Source organism: Acerihabitans arboris (assembly GCF_010131535.1).
Lineage (GTDB): Bacteria > Pseudomonadota > Gammaproteobacteria > Enterobacterales > Enterobacteriaceae > Acerihabitans > Acerihabitans arboris.
Genome location: NZ_WUBS01000002.1, coordinates 34,260 through 51,872, shown reverse-complemented (window position 1 = coordinate 51,872; position 17,613 = coordinate 34,260). Strand labels below are relative to the sequence as shown.

Sequence of the window (17,613 nt, the reverse complement as noted above, 5' to 3'; positions counted from 1 at the left end):
GGACAACCGGACGCCGTTTCAACATCATCACTCCGGGGGACTGACGCCTCGGTGGCTACCAGAGAAGCGCCGCCCATTTACGGCTTCCACACCGCGCTTACAAGTTTGAGCTATTGAAGCTCGCATCGCCGGAACATGAACCGAGCGATGTCGCCCATCGCTCACTTTTGGGTTAAACGAGGTAATCGAATGGCGTTTAAATCATTTCCTAAAAGTTGGGGCGCCGAATACGTGGCTGCCGGCGTCGTTCGCTTTCGCCTCTGGGCTACCGGCCAGGACAGGGTGACGCTCAGACTTTCCGGCGAAGACACCGAGATGAACCCAAGCGGCGACGGCTGGTTTGAACTGCTGGCAACCGGCGTTTCACCGGGTGCGGAATATAATTTTGTCCTCGCCGACGGCACGGTCGTGCCCGACCCGGCCTCCCGCGCCCAGAAGGCGGATGTCAACGGTCCTTCCCTCGTCATCGACCCAACCCGCTACGCCTGGCGGAACACCGAATGGAAAGGCCGCCCGTGGGAAGAAACGGTCGTCTACGAGATGCACGTCGGCACGTTCACGCCGGCAGGCACGTTACAGTCCGCGATCGGGAAACTGCCTTACCTCGCCGAACTCGGCATCACCCTGATCGAGGTCATGCCCCTCTCGCAGTTCGGCGGCAGCCGCGGCTGGGGCTATGACGGCGTGCTTCTCTACGCGCCGCATTCCGCCTATGGCGCGCCGGAAGACTTCAAGGCCTTCGTCGATGCCGCGCATGGCCATGGCCTCTCGGTCGTGCTCGATATCGTGCTCAACCATTTCGGCCCGGAGGGCAATTACCTGCCGCTTTTGGCGCCGGATTTCTTCCACAAGGAGCGGATGACGCCCTGGGGTGCCGGCATTGCCTATGACGTTGATGCGGTCCGCCGTTATATCGTGGAGGCGCCGCTCTACTGGCTGGAGGAATTTAACCTTGACGGCCTTCGCTTCGACGCGATTGACCAGATCGAGGATAGTTCCGACAAGCACGTGCTGATCGAGACGGCCGAGCGTATCCGCGCCGGGATCACCACCCGGCCGATCCATCTGACGACCGAGGACAGCCGCAACGTCATCTTCCTGCATCCGCGCGGGGAAGAGGGTTCCGTGCCGCTTTTTACCGGTGAATGGAACGACGACTTTCACAATGCCGTCCACGTCTTCGCCACCGGCGAAACGCATGCCTATTACAACGATTTTGCCAGGGAGCCGGAAAAGCAGGTTGCCCGGGTGTTGGCGGAAGGTTTCGCCTATCAGGGCGAGGTCTCGCCGCAGACGGGTGAGAAGCGCGGCGTGAAAAGCACCGGGCAGCCGCCGGTCGCTTTCGTTGATTTTATCCAGAACCACGACCAGGTGGGCAACCGCGCCCAGGGTGAAAGGCTGATTAAGCTGGCCGGCGCCGATCGCACCCGGGTCCTGCTCGCCGCGCTGCTTTTTTCGCCGCATATCCCGCTGCTTTTCATGGGCGAGGAATATGGCGAGACTAACCCCTTTCTGTTCTTCACCGATTTCCATGGCGATCTCGCCAGGGCGGTGCGCGAGGGCCGCGCGCGGGAATTCGAGGGCCATGCCGGCCATCAGGGCGAAAGCGTGCCCGATCCGAACGCAGAGAAGACCTTCGCGATGTCGAAGCTTGACTGGACGAAGCCGGATAGCAGGGATGGCAAAAACTGGCTGGCACTGACCCGAGCGCTGTTGGCGCTGCGCCGGAAACATGTCGTGCCGTTGCTCGCCACGGCCCGCGGAGAGGCCGGCAGGGTGGTGAAGACCATGGCAGGCTTCCTCGCCGTCACCTGGACTTTCCCGAAAGGCACGCTGTCGATCGCGGTTAATATCGGCGAGAAACCCCAGCCGCTTCCCGACCTGCCGGGCGAAACGATCTTCGCCTGGCCTTGCGCGGCAAATGACCTGCCGCAGAACGCCATCACCGTCCGCCTTGCCTCGGGAGACGCAACGTGAAGATCCCAACCGCTACCTATCGTATCCAGTTTCGCAACGGCATGACCTTCGACCGCGCCGCTGGGCTTGTACCCTATCTGGAGCGGCTCGGCATCAGCCATCTTTATGCCTCGCCGGTCTTTACCGCGACATCCGGCTCGACCCACGGCTATGACGTGACCGACGCCAACGAGATCGAGCCTTCGATCGGCGGCCGCGCAGGCTTCGACCGCATGGTGCAGGCACTGAAGGCCGCGGGTCTCGGCCTGATCCTCGATATCGTGCCGAACCACATGGCCGCCTCGCTGGAAAATCCGTGGTGGCGCGACGTTGTTGAAAAAGGCGAAAACAGCCGCCACGCCCGGCATTTCGACATCAACTGGTCTACGCGCCTGACCTTGCCCTTCCTCGGCGATACGTTCGAGAGCGTGCTGGAAAACCACGAGATTGCCGTGAAGCCCGACCCGAACACCGGCAGGCCGGCTTTCGCTTATCACGACACCTTTTACCCGCTTGCCCCCGAAACCTGGGTGGGCCGCGAGGCCGAGGTGCTGAAGCTCACCGATAAGGCGGAGATCGCCGAACTGCACCGGCGCCAGCCCTATCGGCTGATGTCCTGGCGGGATGCGCCGCGCGATCTTTCCTATCGTCGCTTTTTCGAGATAACCGGCCTCGCCGGCGTTCGGGTCGAGGACAAGGCCGTCTTCGACGATACACACCGGCTGATCCTCGAACTTGTCCATTCCGGCGCGGTCGACGGGCTGCGGGTGGATCATGTGGACGGGCTGGCCGACCCGAAGGCTTATCTTGAACTTCTCCGGCAGGAGGCCGGGCCGGACTGCTATATAACGGTCGAAAAGATCCTTGGCAAGGGCGAGCATATTCCGGCGGACTGGCCGATTTCCGGCACAACCGGTTACGAATTCATCGCATCGCTCTCCGATGTGCTGGTGGATGACGAGAAGATCGCCGCCCTGCGCAAGGCCTATGACGATGTGGTGGGCAAGCCGGTGGACATGAAAGCCGAACTGCGTGCGGCCAAGCTTCTGATGGCGGACAGGAATTTTGCGGGTGAATTCACCACGCTTTCGATGCTCGCGATGGCGATTGCCGGGACGGAGGGGGCGGCGCTGGACGAGAAAGTCGTCCGGTCGGCCCTGCGCGAGCTGTTGGTCGCCTTCCCGGTCTACCGCACCTATGGCACGGAGGAAGGGCTGCCGCCGGCGGACTGTGACATGTTGCGAAAGGTGGCCGAAAGGGTGAGAACCGGCGCGAACGCCCCCGCTCCCGAGGCGCTCGATTTCCTTACCCGCATTCTCGCGGGCGAGGTCGCTAACAGCGCTTCCGGCGAGGCCGCCGCTTTTCGCACCCGCTTCCAGCAATTGACGGGCCCGCTGATGGCGAAATCGGTCGAAGACACGCTGTTCTTTCGCCAGAACATGGATTTGGCTTTAAATGAAGTGGGCGCCGAACCGATGCCGCGCGCCTTCTCGCCCGACCGTTTTCACGCGGAGATGAAAACGCGGCTCGAACGGCAGCCGGATGCGCTTTCAGCCACCTCGACCCATGATACCAAACGCGGCGAGGATGCCCGCGCCCGGCTTTATACGCTCACCGAAGCGCCGGAACTCTGGGCCGCATGCGTCACCCGCTGGCGCCGGATGAACCAATCCAACGTCACCGTGCTCGACGATGGCCCGGCGCCGAAACCGGCCGTCGCATGGATGCTCTATCAGGCGCTGGCCGGTGTCTGGCCGGTTACGCTCCACCCGGAAAACGAGGCGGGACTGAAGGCGCTTGAAGCGCGGTTTCTTGACTTTGTGGAAAAAGCGCTGCGGGAAGCAAAGCTGCGCACCAACTGGGGCGACAGCAATGACACCTACGAAAAGGCCGTGCTCGACTACGCCCGCCATCTGCTCTCGCCGGCCAACCAGGCCTTTTTGCGGGATTTTTACCACGCGCTGCAGCCTTTCATCCGCGCCGGCCTGGTCAACAGCCTCACCCAGACGGTCATCAAGCTGACGGCGCCGGGCGTGCCGGATATCTACCAGGGTAGCGAAGCGCTGAATTTCAGCCTCGTCGATCCCGACAACCGGCGCGAGCCGGATTTCGCCGCGCTTGAACGGCTACTGGCCGGGGATGGCAAGCCTGCTGCCACCACGGAAGAGGGCTGGCTGAGCGGCCGGCTGAAGCAGCATGTCATCGCCAGACTCCTGCGTTTCCGCCAGCGGAAGCCGACGCTGTTTCGCCGGGGCGACTACCTACCGCTGGCCGCCACGGGCAAGCGGGCGGAAAACGTCCTGGCCTTCGCACGGGCGGAAAGCGATGATGCGCTGATCGTCATTGCGCCTCGCCTTGTCTTCGGCGCGCTTCATGGCAGCCTTGCCCACCCGTATACAGAATACTGGGCGCAGACGGAAATCGCTTTGCCCGAGCGGCTCGCCAACCGCCGCTACCGCGACATCCTTAGCGGGGAAACGATATGCTTGGCCGACCGGATCAGCTTAGCGTCAGCCGATGGTTGTTCGTCTGTCATACTCCTGAGCGCATGATGCTATGGTCATCCCGCGTGCCGAGCTGCTGTATTGCGTAAAATCAGTTGCCGTAAATCATCCCGGCGGGATACTTACGCCGCGTCTCGAATTTTACCTTGATGGCGGAATAGAGTTGCGGGCTGGGGCGCTCTGGCTGCCGCTCATCGAAAACCTGAGCGGGCTTGCCGCTTATCAGATGCTCTTTCACCTGCTCGTAATAGAGGTAGCCTAGCCCTGCACCGCATAGCACTGCTTCCAGTGCGCAATCCATATCGTCCAGCATGATATTACCGGCTGGAACCACTTCCAGTTTTCCCGCAATACCTGCAAATTCCCAGAGATACGGGCGACCTTATGGCGAATGAAGCCGTAAGCTGACGGCCAAAAAAATCCGCTGGGTGGTTTTGGCAGGCGCTCACCCATACCTAAAAAAGCCGTGTCCGCCACTTAGGGAGAGGCGAGGGTGGGTGTTTCGGTTAATATTCATTTCGTCCGGTTTTTGTGAAGATCGTCAGCCTGACATTCATCTCAACATCGTTATCGGTTATGATGTTAACCAAGTCACAAAAATCTGATAGGAAAATGCCGCAACATGATTAACAGCTTCACCCTGATTGTCATCACCGCAGCGCTTATGCTGACCGGATGTGCAAAGATTACAGCGGCAACTTCAGCAGCCAAGTCCTCGGTCAGTGCAGCCTTGACCCCGGCTAAAGCCGATATTGTAGATTTCTCTTCCGGACCTACGGTGGTGACCGTTACCCATGTTCCCACTCAGTCAGACGATGGTGTGCCGATCTACGTAACCGTCGATGGTACCGATGCCGGTATTCTTGCCATAGGCCAAACCGTTGAGCTGCACGTCAGTGCGGGTAAACATAAAATCGGCGGCTACGCACGTTCTTTAGTGGGCCGTGTAACCATTCCAGCGGTAGAGGTGACGACGGAACCGCTCATCGAGCAGCACGTCAATTATGCCATAACGGGTACGACGCCTAAATTCTCAGTCGGTCCGTCTACTAAAGTGATCTTTAACGCACCTGCAACAACAACGCCGACGACAACCGCGACGCCAGCAACCCCCTCTACAGCGGCAACGACCACGACACCAGAAACGGCAACAACACCGGCTGCAACAACGACGCCGACGACAACCGCGACGCCAGCAACCCCCTCTACACCGGCAACGACCACGACACCAGAAACGACAACACCGGCTACCACGATCGCCGAATAGAGTCGATGTCATTAACGTACCGAATCAAAGCTGCCTGATGGAGAGCGTCTGTTAGGCAGCAAGAATATCGTTGTCGTCCAGTGAACTCTGGGATTTCTTTTCGATGGTGGCCCGAACCCACAATTCTGCCATAGCGGCAATAAAATTCGCATGGTTAGCGGGTATCGTCGTAAACGTACAGCCAGTGCAGTATTGACTGTTAATCAGCAGAGATGAGCGCGTTTTCCGCGATATTGTTATCGACCTCCGCCCAGCCACCGATGCTGTAATAACACAGCGCCCGCCAGTGGTTCATCAGGTAGTTGAACGCCTTCGCCGTATCGGCCTGTCGCGAGAACGTGGTGAGTTTTTCCCTGGCCCAGCCCTCCAGACCGATGGGTAACGGCCGGGATCGCGCTTCGCGCATCTGTCGTCGTTCTTCGGCGGGTGCCCCCGGATGTCGGTTTCGATCGCATACAGCCCACCTATCCGATGCAGGGCTTCGGTGGTGGTCGGCGACGGATGCCGCACGGGAATATCATGGATTTTACGCCGGGCGTGCGCCATGCAACCCGACCTCGCGGATATGGCCTCCTTCATACAACGGATTGAAGCGCCTGCTCAACCAGATTAATCTTGCAGTCCAGTGAAAAATGGTACGACGTCTTAAGGGTTTTGGTGAGGTTTGTTTCATGAATTGCGCCCATTAAAAAATAATGGACATCATCTTCGACAACTTGACGGGTATTTAACAGACGGCACTGGGCGTACGATTACCATGCTTTTGTACTCTCGTTATAACTATATTTATATAACGATTGCTCCCTAAAAGGATATATATCCGACATGTTCAAACCACCAAAAGACTGACCTTTTCACCGAAAATTGGCTACTTATAACGCTGCTGATAAATACAAAGAGAAACGAAAAATGTATTTATGGAATTTGAGGGATTGATCAATAAAATTATAACCATTGGTAGTGTAAGGTCATTAGTGAATGCCATCCGGTAATTTTACAAATGCATAACTTATGACAACAGAATTGAATACATCGGCCAAGCCAGGGGAATTATCCTCTTTGTCTTACTCATTTTCATTGTCTGACTGGAATTCAGTCGGATTATTATTACGTGATTTCTATATGTTTTCCCAAAGAGAAACATTGATTCATTCTGTTAATAAGCTTGAGGAACATTGTGGAGCACATATCACTTTTCCCGCATCGTTTGCCGATGCCGATTGGCAGGACGCCGAATACGATTTTAATCGCCTTTTTGTGGGGCCGCAAGCCTTGCTTGCCCCGCCTTATGCCTCTGTCTATATAGAGAAAGAACCGCAATTAATGGGTAACAGCACCCAGGAAATTCGTGAACTCCTCCATGCGCTCGGTTTGTCGTCACGCAATGAAAACCAGATACCCGATGATCATGTTTCCTATGAAATAGAACTTTGTTTGCTGTTGATAAATCACATTCCCCGACAGCACGTATATGAGGAAGCTCTGGCTTGGCTGGTGGGCGACCATATGAGCCGCTGGTTGCCCAAATTTATCGTGCGCATTGAGCACGGCGCGCAAACCCCCTTGTTATTTGCAATTTCCAAGGTCTTGTCACTTTGGTTTGATGATTTACGACGGAGAATATCATGATAAGTGATGGACCTAAATTTCCCGACAGACGCCTATTTATAAAAAAAATAGTCGCCGCCGGCGCGGTGTTGGCGTTACCAGGCGGTTTTCTGCTGGCCAAAGATGCAGCGGCGCAACCACCTATTCCTTATAACCCTAAGAATTACCAGATATTTCGCAATGCCTGCCCGCGCAACTGTTTTGATACCTGTAGCCTGAAAACCTACGTCAAGGATGGCATCGTGACTTATGTGGAAGGGGCCAAGGAATCCACTTTTACACAGGGTATGCCTTGCGTGAAAGGGTTGACCTATCCCAGGCGCGCCTATAGCCCCGACAGGATTAAATATCCCATGATTCAGGACGGCCGCGGAACCGGGAAGTGGCGCCGCATCTCCTGGGATGAGGCGATGGACAAAATTGCCGCCAAAATGCTGGAAATCAAGAAAAAAGATGGCTCGCTGCTGGGACTGGCCTTAACAAAATACTCCGGCAACCTCGGCATCATGAATTACGGCGTGGAAGGGATGATGAGTTCCCTGGGCTACACCACGCGCTTTGTCGGCACACCTTGCTGGCCGGCCGGCATCGACGCCCAAAGCTACGATATGGGCGATATGTGGTGCAACGATCCCGAGGATTTGGTAAAAGCGAAATATATCATCATTTGGGGCGCCAACCCGGCTTGGTGCTCGATCCATACAATGAAATACCTCTATCGGGCGCGCGAGCACGGGGCCAAAGTCGTGGTCATCGATCCCCTGCTCACGCAGACCGCGGCCAAAGCGGATCTTTACCTGCGGGTACGTCCGTCCTCGGATGGCGCGCTGGCGCTGGGGATGGCGCGCCACCTCCTGGATAAGGGGCTGGTGGATCAGACCTTTGTTACCCAATACGCCCATGGCTTCCCTGAATTCGCCCAATATTTACGGGATAATATCACCGTCGAATGGGCGTCGGAGCAATGCGGTCTGCCAGCAGAAACCATTCGTCAATTGACGGAAGAGTTCGCCGCGGCGAAGCCAGCGACGATTTGGATAGGTTATGGTATGCAGCGGCATATCAACGGCGGCGTCAATGTCCGTGCCATCGACGCCTTCGTCGCCATGACCGGCAATATTGGGCTGGAAGGCGGCGGCGCTCGCTATGGGCATCTGCAAACCTGGGGTTTTAATTATTACGCCATGGCCCAGAAACCCCCTGCTGACGCCGTGGGTTTTGTTGGACCGCAAGGGCCAAAAGGCGAATTCGACTTCGCGGCCAAAACCGCCGTGCAATACACCGATCGCAGTTTGAATATCAACAAAACGGCCCAGGGAATACTGGACACCAATGGCCCGCCGATCCGTATGCTGTGGGTTTCGTGCAAGAACCCCTTCTCGCAGGACTTCGATCGCAACAAAATGCAACGCGCTTTCAAACAGCTGGAAATGGTCGTATGCGTCGATCAGTTCTTCAATCAGACCGTTGAACAGGCAGATATCGTGTTGCCGGTGACCACCTTACTGGAGGAATGGAATATCTCGGTCTCCTATTGGCACTACTGGCTTTCTATTAATCAGCCGGCTATCAAACCCATGTACGAAAGCAAGACGGATCTTGAAATAGCGGCCGCCCTGTCCCGGGCCATGAACAGGCTGGCGCCGGGTTCCTGCACTTTCCCCCAGGAAGTGGATAGCCGGGAATGGGTGGGTAAAGAATTTAACGATGGCATCCACAAGATGTTCGGCATTTCTTCCTGGGAAGAATTACTGGACGGGCCGGTCAAGGCGAAGCTCGACAATACCGCCGCCTGGCACGACCGCAAGTTCAAGACCAAATCAGGTAAATACGAATTCAAATCGGATTTGTGCCAAGAACATGGCTTTACGGCATTACCGGAGTTCAAACCAGGAAGGGAGAAAAATATGCCCTTTCATTTATTTACTCCCCATGCGTTGTTCGGCATCCATTCACAATTTATCAACTTGGACTGGACCAAAGTTTTTTACCCGGAACCTTTCGTGTATCTCCATCCCGCGGCAGCGCGCAAGAAAGGCATTGCCGAAAATGATTGGGTCCGGGTGTTCAACCCCCTTGGCGAAGTGGTGGTCCGGGCGCAATTGACAAAAAATGTACCGGAGGATTTTCTGGTGATGTATGAGGCCTGGTTCCCCAAAAACGCGTTTAATGTGCAGAATGTGGTGGATGACACGTCATCCGATATGGGGCTAATGAAAACCGGCGCGCCGGGCTCAGCGATCCATAGCCAGTTCGTCGATATGGAAATCACGCATGCTCCGGCCTCCAAGGGAGGTGTTACAGCATGAGACGCGCATTTTTGGTCGATAGTAACAAGTGCGTCGGTTGCCGGGGCTGCGCCATGGCGTGCAAGAGCTTCAACCAGCTCGAACCGAGTTTATTCTGGCGCTATGTGTATCCTCTGGATGCCGCTATCTATCCCCATGAGGAAAGGGCGTTTTATTCCTTGGCGTGTAATCATTGCGAACATCCAGCCTGTCTGGATGCCTGCCCGGTTGAGGCGTACACCAAAAGGGCGGATGGCGTGGTAGTGCATGACCCTGAGCGCTGCATCGGCTGTAAGAACTGTATCCGCTGCTGTCCTTATGGCGCGCCTCGTTACAACGAACAAACCCGTAAAGCGGAAAAATGCAGTCTGTGCTATGAACGTCTGGATGTCGGTTTATTGCCGGCCTGCGTTGAGGCCTGCCCGGTCGGCGCGCTCAGTCTGATCGACCTCGATAGCCGAGAGCTTCCCGCCAATGCGGTGCAATATCCGCCAGGTTATCCCTTTATGCCCGAATTGAATCCCGGCACTCGGTTTATCATGCCGCGCCTGCCACAGCAGATAGGAGACTGATTATGGAACAGTATCAACTCCCATTGGTGATCTTTACCTCATTGAGTCAGACCGCCGCGGGCATGGCGATATTTCTCGCCTGGCGGCGTTGGTCGGCCGAAAGCCGGCTGCAACGCAAAGGCTGGCTGATCATCGGCGTTATTCTGCTGATTTCGCTGTTCGCCGCTTCTTTTCATCTATCTTATCCGTTCCATGGCTATTATGCGTTAATCAATATTAGGCACGCCTGGTTGAGCCGCGAGATTGTGGCTGCAGGTGCCTTCGCCGCGGCGATCGCCGCGGCGTATCTTACCAACGGACAAAAATTGGCGACGCTGGCCGCCGCGCTGTTCGGCATTGTGCTGATGATCGTCCAAGGATTGACCTACGCCGCGCCGGCAATGGCGGCAGTCGCCAACGGCCTGCCCATGGTGTACTACTTCCTGACCGCCTGGGTGATGGGCGCGGCCTGTATGCCCTTGTTGGACGACGCGCCTTCGTCGCCCTTGTTGCGGCAGGGTATAGTACTGTTCATATTGTCATTGATTATCGTGCCGCTTATCTGGAGCAGCGGCGGCGTTATTATGCAAATGACCGCCAGGACATGGGGCGCCTCGCTATTTTTCTGGGGCAGTATCCTGTGTTTTATTCTGGCATTTCTCCTTTCCGTGCGACGCGAAAAGAGCGTGCCGGCGACGGCAGCGGTCGCACTGGCGGCTGTTGTGTTAAGCCGGTTAGCCTTCTTTGGCGATACCATCAGTACGGTAGTGAATATTGGCCATCCCTACTGACGCCATACTACATGGGGATATTAGACGTCCATGGGGTCGCAAGTGGCCATATTTTGGGCTTTACCGAAGCAAGTTAAATTGAATAATGCCGTGGGGCTTAGTGGCCCCGCGGACATGGCCTTCGAGAAGGAAGGCCACAGGACCTATCAGAACTGGTAAACCAAGCCTAACGCGACCGTGTCACCGCTGTTAATGCCAAGGCGGTTGTCATCATCAATTTGGTTGATGATGTAGTCAACATAGGTGGACATGTTTTTGTTGAAGTAATAGGTGGCGCCGACTTCAAAGTATTCAATCAGGTCGACATCGCCAATGCCTTCAATATCCTTGCCTTTGGATTTGGCATAGGAGATGGATGGGCGCAGGCCAAAATCAAACTGGTACTGCGCAACCACCAGCACGTCCTGGGTTTTGTTGGCAAAACCGACCACGCTGGTACCGAGCGGAGTGGTGCCGTCGATATAGGTAGCGTTACGGGTTTCACCATAGGTCGCGGCAAGGTAGATATTATTCTGATCATACTTCAGCGAGGTGGCCCACTGTTCGGCCCGGTCACCCTGGCCATACGTGGCGCTGTTCTGGTTATTGGTACGATCGGATGAGGCGTAGGCTCCGACGATGCCGATACCGATAGGGGAGACATACGACACCGAACCGCCATAGCCGTCGCCATTTGAACGGGCGATATCATCGCGGTCGTTCTTGCCCTGATATTGCAGGGCAAAGTCCAACCCATCCACCAGGCCGAAGAAGCTGGTATTACGATAGGTGGCCACGCCGGAAGTCCGGCCAACCATGAAGTTATCCTGGTAGGTGGTATCGCCACCGAATTCCGGCAGCATATCGGTCCAGCCCAGCGCGTCATACACTACGCCGTAGTTGCGGCCGTAATCGAAAGAACCGAAGTTGGCAAATTTCAAGCCGGCAAAACCAAGACGGGTTTTGTTGCCATTTTGCGCGTCGCTGCCGCCTTCACTGTTGTTAGCGCTAAATTGATACTCCCACTGGCCGTAGCCGGTCAACTGATCATTTATTTGCGTTTCACCTTTAAAACCAAGGCGGGCATAAGACTGATCGCCATCTGAAGAATAACCGTCATCGTCGGAAAAATAGTGCAAGCCATTCAATCTGCCGTAAAGATCGAGCTTGTTGCCGTCTTTGTTATATACCTCGGCTGCGCCGGCAACACCGGACGCCAACAATGCCGGAATTATCACTGCCAGGATGCTTTGTTTCATTAAACTATACCTCATAAAGTATTTTTATTAAATACGAGCTTATGCCCGCGCCACTATACACACGTATAATTATGATGAGGTTTCGCAAGGCCACCTGTTTGCATAAACGGCCTTATCGATTAAATAGTGCCTTGGTCTTTTTCATCCCCGGCCAAGGCGAGAAGCGCATCGAGCAGACACAGGAAGCACCATTGGGAGCAAAAATATTAACGCGATTTCATTAAAAAATAAAATAAAGAATTTGGATTTTTGTGATCTATGTTTTATTATTTCTATGAAATCCAAATGCAAAAGGATGCCATGTTTTTTCTTACAACACTTAATATCAGTAATAACATCATGGGTCATAAATAACACTTATTATCATAAAACATTTATTGACAAGAATGACTATTATTATGAAAAATAACACGTAAAATCAAAATTCTATTTCTACGATTAATCAAAAAAAGATAAAAATAATCCTAATGGCATTTAATGGAAGTAGAAGCCAATGATAATATTTTATTCAGTGGTTAAATCGGTCCCTTCATCGCAGGTCAGCACGGGTGAGAAAAAGTTCTCTACCTACACAATCAATTTTTTTGCGATTTCGCTCATAAATAAGAAGATTCAGATGCTCTAGCATTTAAAGCACAATCCTCATAACCATATCGAGTAGTTATATTGACTGAAGATATAATGGAGGACATGGCGGTGGTGACTCCGGATAAGACTATTTCCACAGTTAGCGCACTTTTCGGGGTGTGCCCAGGTGGCGGTAAGGCTTGCTTTTCAGGCTGGGCGGGTCGACTCCCCGTTGGACGAATATCTTTTTTTTGCTAAATTGAATGGTCACGGCTCAGAAACAAAAGCGTTTTCCGAAATCAATTGCTTTGGATATCCCGCGTCTGATTAAATATGGCAGACAATTGAGCGTGAAGGCCAACCTATCTATAAAACAAGTTGACCCAGGAAAACATCCATCGCATGGTGAGATTGGTGCGTATTTATTGCTTTATATGAGTAGGCATGAAGTCAAGGCCGCTCTTGATTCGCTATTATCACATGGCCGCCCCGTTGCCACCGTGATTATGGAGTATGTTGCAGAACATAACATTGATTTCATTGTCCTGGAGGCATACAGATCATACCCGATCGAGCGAGTTTATCTTCGGAGGCGTCACAAGGTCTATCTTAAAGTCAATGAACGTTCCCTTGTTGATTGTACATTAGTGAGATCAATTTTTGGCAGAATTCACTTTATTATTGAATGAGCGGAGTAATTGCTATCTAAGGGCAATTAATTAGGGTTTTATCGAGTATGTAAGTCCAGTCAGTTCCGGATAGGAATAAGATATTCACAATGCAATATACAATTCGTTGAACATTGATGCTCCGATTGTGAATAGAAACACTCGATGTCATGGCCCTGACGACGCGTTAAACCCAGGTTCGGCATAGCCGTGCCGTATGCCAGTATAATAAAATTGTGTAGATCGGCGGCAGGACCTTCATAGGTAAATTTTGCATATGTTCCCCTCTCAACCACCACCGGTTGCCCCTCCGACATATGTTGCTGTAGTTGTCCTGGTTTGCATGCGGTCGTGTAGTGAAAAATCATATCCGCCTGTCTATGTCCTTTTGTGTCACTCGGAACCAGGCGATTCAGTCCGTAAAGCATGGGTGGAAGGGTTGTGCTTTTTTCGAGGTATTGGTGCCAGAGACGGGGTCTTATGTCTTGGCGGAAAAAATCATCTATCTGCTCCAATGTATTGCAATAACTATTGGTCACGCCGACCAGGCGTGTTTCGTCCAAGGTAATGAAATCAGGCGTCGGTATCCTGGCTACGCCCAGGTTTATTGGCGGGTAAATTCTCGCAAACGGCCAGTCTGCGGCGCTGCGGTAAGATCCCGGCGTTTGCGCAAATTGTCGTTTAAAGGCACGAGTGAAAATTTGCTGTGAGTCGAAATGATACCAGTATCCTATATCCATAATGGATCGGCTCGTTATGCGTAAGGCCACCGCGGCTCTGGATAACCGCCGCGCCCGGATATAGGCGCCGAGGTTTTGGCCGGTGGCATACTTGAACATGCGTTGCAGATGCCATTTTGAATAGCCCGCCTTTGCGGCCACGTCGTCCAAGGATAAAGGCTGATCCAGATTACCTTCTAACCAGTCCAGTAACACGCTTATTACATTTAATTGGGCGGTATTCACAGCTTCTGTCACCTTAAATTTCAAGAGCTATTTGCCTGAATACGGTGTGTACTTCAGCTCACGGCAAAACACTTCATCCTGAACAGCGATTGGCGAAAAACGGACGATAAAGGGACGGCCTGCCACCGCCATCGCTGTCTATGAGCTGGTCGCATTTTGCGCCACCGGGAGTACGTGGTAGGTAACGCCTTGTCACCACCAGGTCATCAGGTTATTTCCGCTTATTTTTATAATGAGTGTCATTAAAATCATTTTTTCCCTTTTTGAACAGATGGCTACGTGAAACGAAAATAATGACAGCATCAGCAATACAAAAAGTAAAAGCGATAACCGCAGCAGATTATTTAAAACCATCCCTCCCGCCATCAAAAGAAAAGGTTTAACTTATTGTCACTCGATATTAGCGTAAAGCGCCTTTTAAAAAGGCCCCTTCAATTAAGGTCGCCAAACCTGCCTTGGCAACCCGGCCCCGACGCTCGGCCTCCACCAGCCCTACAAGGATGCTGACAAAGATCTCCGTCAGCGCGGGCGCGGCGATATCGATCCTGAACACACCTTTCTGCTGGCCCCGCAGGAAGAATGCATCCATAGCAGCCTCCCAACCCGTTACAGCACCCAAATCCGACGAATTATTCGGTTTCCAATAAAACATCAGGAACGAGGTCATTTCCCGGTGTTGCAGATTGTTGAATATCAGGCGACCGAGAGCCTCACGAGGTGGAGAGCTATCCAGTTCCGCAGCTTGCATGGCTTGGTTAAACATCTGGACGCTATGGTTTGTCAGCCGCTCAATCAGCTGTTCGCGAGTATGGCAGAAGCGGTACAGAGTCGCCTTGCTGATGCCGATAGCCCTGGCCAGCTCTTGCAGGGTCGCGCGTTGGTCATCGACAAGCGCCAATGCCAGTGATGCAAGGATTTCATTGTCTTCCGTATGTGGGCTAAGGACTGCCATTTTTTTCTCCTGAGCGGATGTTCTTGGATACTATTGAATCATACGGAATTCAAAATAACAATTTTGTAGCCATGTTTTCATACATCATGTTGTAAGAACTTATAACACACTTTAAAAACCTATAAAGTTTTTTATGAATCTATATTGATTCCTTTTGATTAAAATAATATCTTTGAAGCCGCTACTGATTTTTTAACTCTAGGAGTTCCATGATGCTTGAACACCGAGGCGTGCGGGGATGGTCCCTGATGGTGGTTGTCATAGCGGCACCGCTGCTGATCGGCGGATGCGACGGGGACAACGATGTACCCAATGCCACACCCCGGGCGGTACAAGCGATTATCGTGCAGGCGCGGCCATTGACGCTGACCCATGAATGGCCCGGGCGCACTGAACCGGACCGCGTGGCCGAGGTGCGCGCCCGTGTGGCCGGCATCGTGCTCAGCCGCAACTTCGAGGAGGGTGCCGATGTCGAGGCCGGACAGGTGCTGTTCCAGATCGACCCCGCACCGTTCAAGGCCACGTTGTCGCGGGCGCAGGGCGAGCTGGCCAAGGCTGATGCCGAGTTGTTTGACGCCCGGGCTGCGGTCAAACGCTATACGCCGCTGGCTGAGATCGAGGCGGTGAGCAGGCAGGATTTCGATGCCGCCCAGGCCGCGCTTAAAAGCGCGCTGGCCGCGCGACAGTCGGCCCAGGCCGACGTCGAGACGGCGCGGCTGGAACTGGACGATGCCACGGTCAGGGCGTCAATTTCCGGGCGTATCGGCCGGGCCCAGGTGACCGAAGGCGCCCTGGTTGGAGAGAACGAGGCTACCGCCCTGGCGACCATCCAACAACTCGACCCGGCCTATGCCGATTTCAAGCAGCCGGTAGCCGATGTACTACGCATGCGTGCCGCGCTCGCCGAAGGCCGCCTGGCGCAGGACCGGGACCAGGGCGCGTGGATCTCGGTCACCGTCGACGGCACTGACCAGACGCGCGACGGCCATCTGCTGTTCTCCGACATCACCGTGGATCGCACTACCGGCCAGGTGTCTTTGCGCGGCCAGCTCGCTAATCCGGATGCGTTATTGCTTCCCGGCATGTACGTACGGGTGCATACCCAGCAGGGTGTTGACCCGAATGCGATCCTGGTACCGCAGCGCGCTGTGCGCCGTAGTACGAAAGGCAAGGCGCAGGTTCTGCTGATAGGCAAGGATGACATCGTAGAAGCGCGCCCGGTGACTACCGGCACGATGCAGGGATCGGAGTGGCATATCCTCGGCGGCCTTAAGTCCGGCGAACGGATAATCATCGGCGGTACCGCTGGTCCGACAAGGTCAGCGCGCCTGGTCGTTCTCACCGCGGCTTACCCTGCCAATCTTTTTAGCGGTGGCCGCAACGTCGCTAACCTTGATCTGGCCGAGGCCAGAAAGGATATTGCCGTGGCCGGGTACGAGCACGCTATCCAGACGGCGTTCAAAGAGGTCTCGGACGCGCTGGCGGCCACCGATACTCTACGTCGCGAGGAAGCGTCGCGACGTTCGCTGGCGATATCCAGCACGGCGTCGTTGCGGTTATCACAAGCGCGTTATGACGCCGGGGTGGACGACTACCTGCGCTTCCTGAAGGCTCAGCGTACTGATTTTTCAAACCAAAACACGCTAATTGACATCGCCGCATAGCGGCAGATTGCGCTGGTTACGTTATTTAAATCCTTAGGCGGAGGTTGGCAGGCCGACATGCCATAAACGTACCGGGGCAAGAGATATTTGCGGTCATCGCTGTGAACGTGGAATGCCCTTCATACGTTCGAGAAACCAGGGTCAATGCGTTTTCTGAATTGAGGGAATGATCTATGACAACCCGAAATGCATTCATTGAAAGACTTATCGTATGGATGCAAGACAATATGGATAAGCCCTTTAGCATTCAAGATCTTGCTCAGAGGGCGGGTTATTCGAAATGGTATTTGCAAAAACTTTTTTATCAGGCGACCCACATTACTTTAGGTGATTATCTTCGCGATAAAAAATTAGAGATGGCGGCAAAAAAATTGAAATATAGCAAAGAGTCGATGATAACGATTGCGATTACATCTGGATACACTTCACAGCCAGCCTTTATCCGGGCTTTCAAGAAAAAATATAAGGTGACGCCGTCGCGATATAGAAGAGATAGTCTCTGTAACTTTGAGCCAATGTAGGAATAAGTCAGCAGACCAGATGGCCGGGATATCTCAAAATGAAGGGGGTATTTAAGCAGCCAAGTACACCGTT

Annotated in this window: 13 protein-coding genes and 1 pseudogene; 9 read left to right on the top strand and 5 right to left on the bottom strand. The window is 54.0% G+C overall.

Translation table 11 applies throughout. The features are described 5' to 3' along the window. Positions 1 to 189 precede the first annotated feature (189 nt). Both treZ and treY read left to right on the top strand, forming a co-directional pair. A complete protein-coding gene (gene treZ, locus GRH90_RS02475; protein WP_162364322.1) occupies positions 190 to 1,977 on the top strand; it encodes a malto-oligosyltrehalose trehalohydrolase in 1,788 nt (595 codons plus the stop codon). Then, positions 1,974 to 4,508 (top strand): malto-oligosyltrehalose synthase, encoded by a 2,535-nt coding sequence (gene treY / locus GRH90_RS02470; protein WP_162364321.1) that lies wholly within the window; start codon positions 1,974 to 1,976, stop codon positions 4,506 to 4,508. The genes treZ and treY overlap by 4 nt, the downstream gene beginning before the upstream one ends. A 43-nt stretch (positions 4,509 to 4,551) precedes the next feature. Here the strand turns inward: treY and GRH90_RS02465 are convergent, their stop codons facing one another. Continuing rightward, complete coding sequence (locus GRH90_RS02465; protein WP_246235836.1) at positions 4,552 to 4,773, bottom strand: type 2 periplasmic-binding domain-containing protein; 222 nt, start codon at positions 4,771 to 4,773, stop codon at positions 4,552 to 4,554. 309 nt (positions 4,774 to 5,082) lie between these two features. Between GRH90_RS02465 and GRH90_RS25875 the strand changes: the two genes are divergently transcribed. After that, on the top strand, positions 5,083 to 5,727 hold the full coding sequence (locus GRH90_RS25875) for a hypothetical protein (RefSeq protein WP_178112988.1): 645 nt from the start codon (positions 5,083 to 5,085) through the stop codon (positions 5,725 to 5,727). A gap of 214 nt (positions 5,728 to 5,941) precedes the next feature. Here the strand turns inward: GRH90_RS25875 and GRH90_RS02450 are convergent. Continuing rightward, positions 5,942 to 6,298: pseudogene (locus GRH90_RS02450) on the bottom strand (IS66 family transposase); the annotation flags it as partial. A 440-nt stretch (positions 6,299 to 6,738) separates the two neighbouring features. Here GRH90_RS02450 and GRH90_RS02445 point away from each other — a divergent pair. From GRH90_RS02445 to GRH90_RS02430, 4 genes are read left to right on the top strand one after another with little or no spacing between them, the layout of a single operon-like run. Then, positions 6,739 to 7,356, top strand: coding sequence for a TorD/DmsD family molecular chaperone (locus GRH90_RS02445; protein ID WP_162364318.1), 618 nt, complete (start codon positions 6,739 to 6,741; stop codon positions 7,354 to 7,356). Then, positions 7,353 to 9,644 (top strand): molybdopterin-dependent oxidoreductase, encoded by a 2,292-nt coding sequence (locus GRH90_RS02440; protein WP_162364317.1) that lies wholly within the window; start codon positions 7,353 to 7,355, stop codon positions 9,642 to 9,644. The genes GRH90_RS02445 and GRH90_RS02440 overlap by 4 nt, the downstream gene beginning before the upstream one ends. Next, on the top strand, positions 9,641 to 10,195 hold the full coding sequence (locus tag GRH90_RS02435; protein ID WP_162364316.1) for a 4Fe-4S dicluster domain-containing protein: 555 nt from the start codon (positions 9,641 to 9,643) through the stop codon (positions 10,193 to 10,195). The genes GRH90_RS02440 and GRH90_RS02435 overlap by 4 nt, the downstream gene beginning before the upstream one ends. A 2-nt stretch (positions 10,196 to 10,197) precedes the next feature. After that, entirely contained in the window at positions 10,198 to 10,965 is a 768-nt protein-coding gene (locus GRH90_RS02430; protein ID WP_162364315.1) for a DmsC/YnfH family molybdoenzyme membrane anchor subunit, read from the top strand. A gap of 146 nt (positions 10,966 to 11,111) precedes the next feature. Here GRH90_RS02430 and ompF read toward each other — a convergent pair whose 3' ends face one another. The 3 genes from ompF to GRH90_RS02415 form a co-directional block, all read right to left on the bottom strand. Next, positions 11,112 to 12,203: a porin OmpF gene (ompF, locus tag GRH90_RS02425; protein ID WP_162364314.1), complete on the bottom strand. Its 1,092-nt coding sequence runs from the start codon at positions 12,201 to 12,203 to the stop codon at positions 11,112 to 11,114. 1,315 nt (positions 12,204 to 13,518) lie between these two features. Continuing rightward, a complete protein-coding gene (locus GRH90_RS02420; protein ID WP_162364313.1) occupies positions 13,519 to 14,403 on the bottom strand; it encodes a helix-turn-helix domain-containing protein in 885 nt (294 codons plus the stop codon). Between the two features lie 400 nt (positions 14,404 to 14,803). Further along, positions 14,804 to 15,355 carry a TetR/AcrR family transcriptional regulator gene (locus tag GRH90_RS02415; protein WP_162364312.1) on the bottom strand — a complete coding sequence of 184 codons (552 nt, stop codon included), beginning with the start codon at positions 15,353 to 15,355 and terminating at the stop codon, positions 14,804 to 14,806. A 209-nt stretch (positions 15,356 to 15,564) separates the two neighbouring features. On the opposite strand from GRH90_RS02415, the gene GRH90_RS02410 reads away from it, so the two are divergent. Further along, a complete protein-coding gene (locus GRH90_RS02410) occupies positions 15,565 to 17,019 on the top strand; it encodes an efflux RND transporter periplasmic adaptor subunit (protein ID WP_281352689.1) in 1,455 nt (484 codons plus the stop codon). 173 nt (positions 17,020 to 17,192) lie between these two features. Then, a complete protein-coding gene (locus GRH90_RS02405) occupies positions 17,193 to 17,540 on the top strand; it encodes a helix-turn-helix domain-containing protein (protein ID WP_162364311.1) in 348 nt (115 codons plus the stop codon). Positions 17,541 to 17,613: the final 73 nt, after the last annotated feature.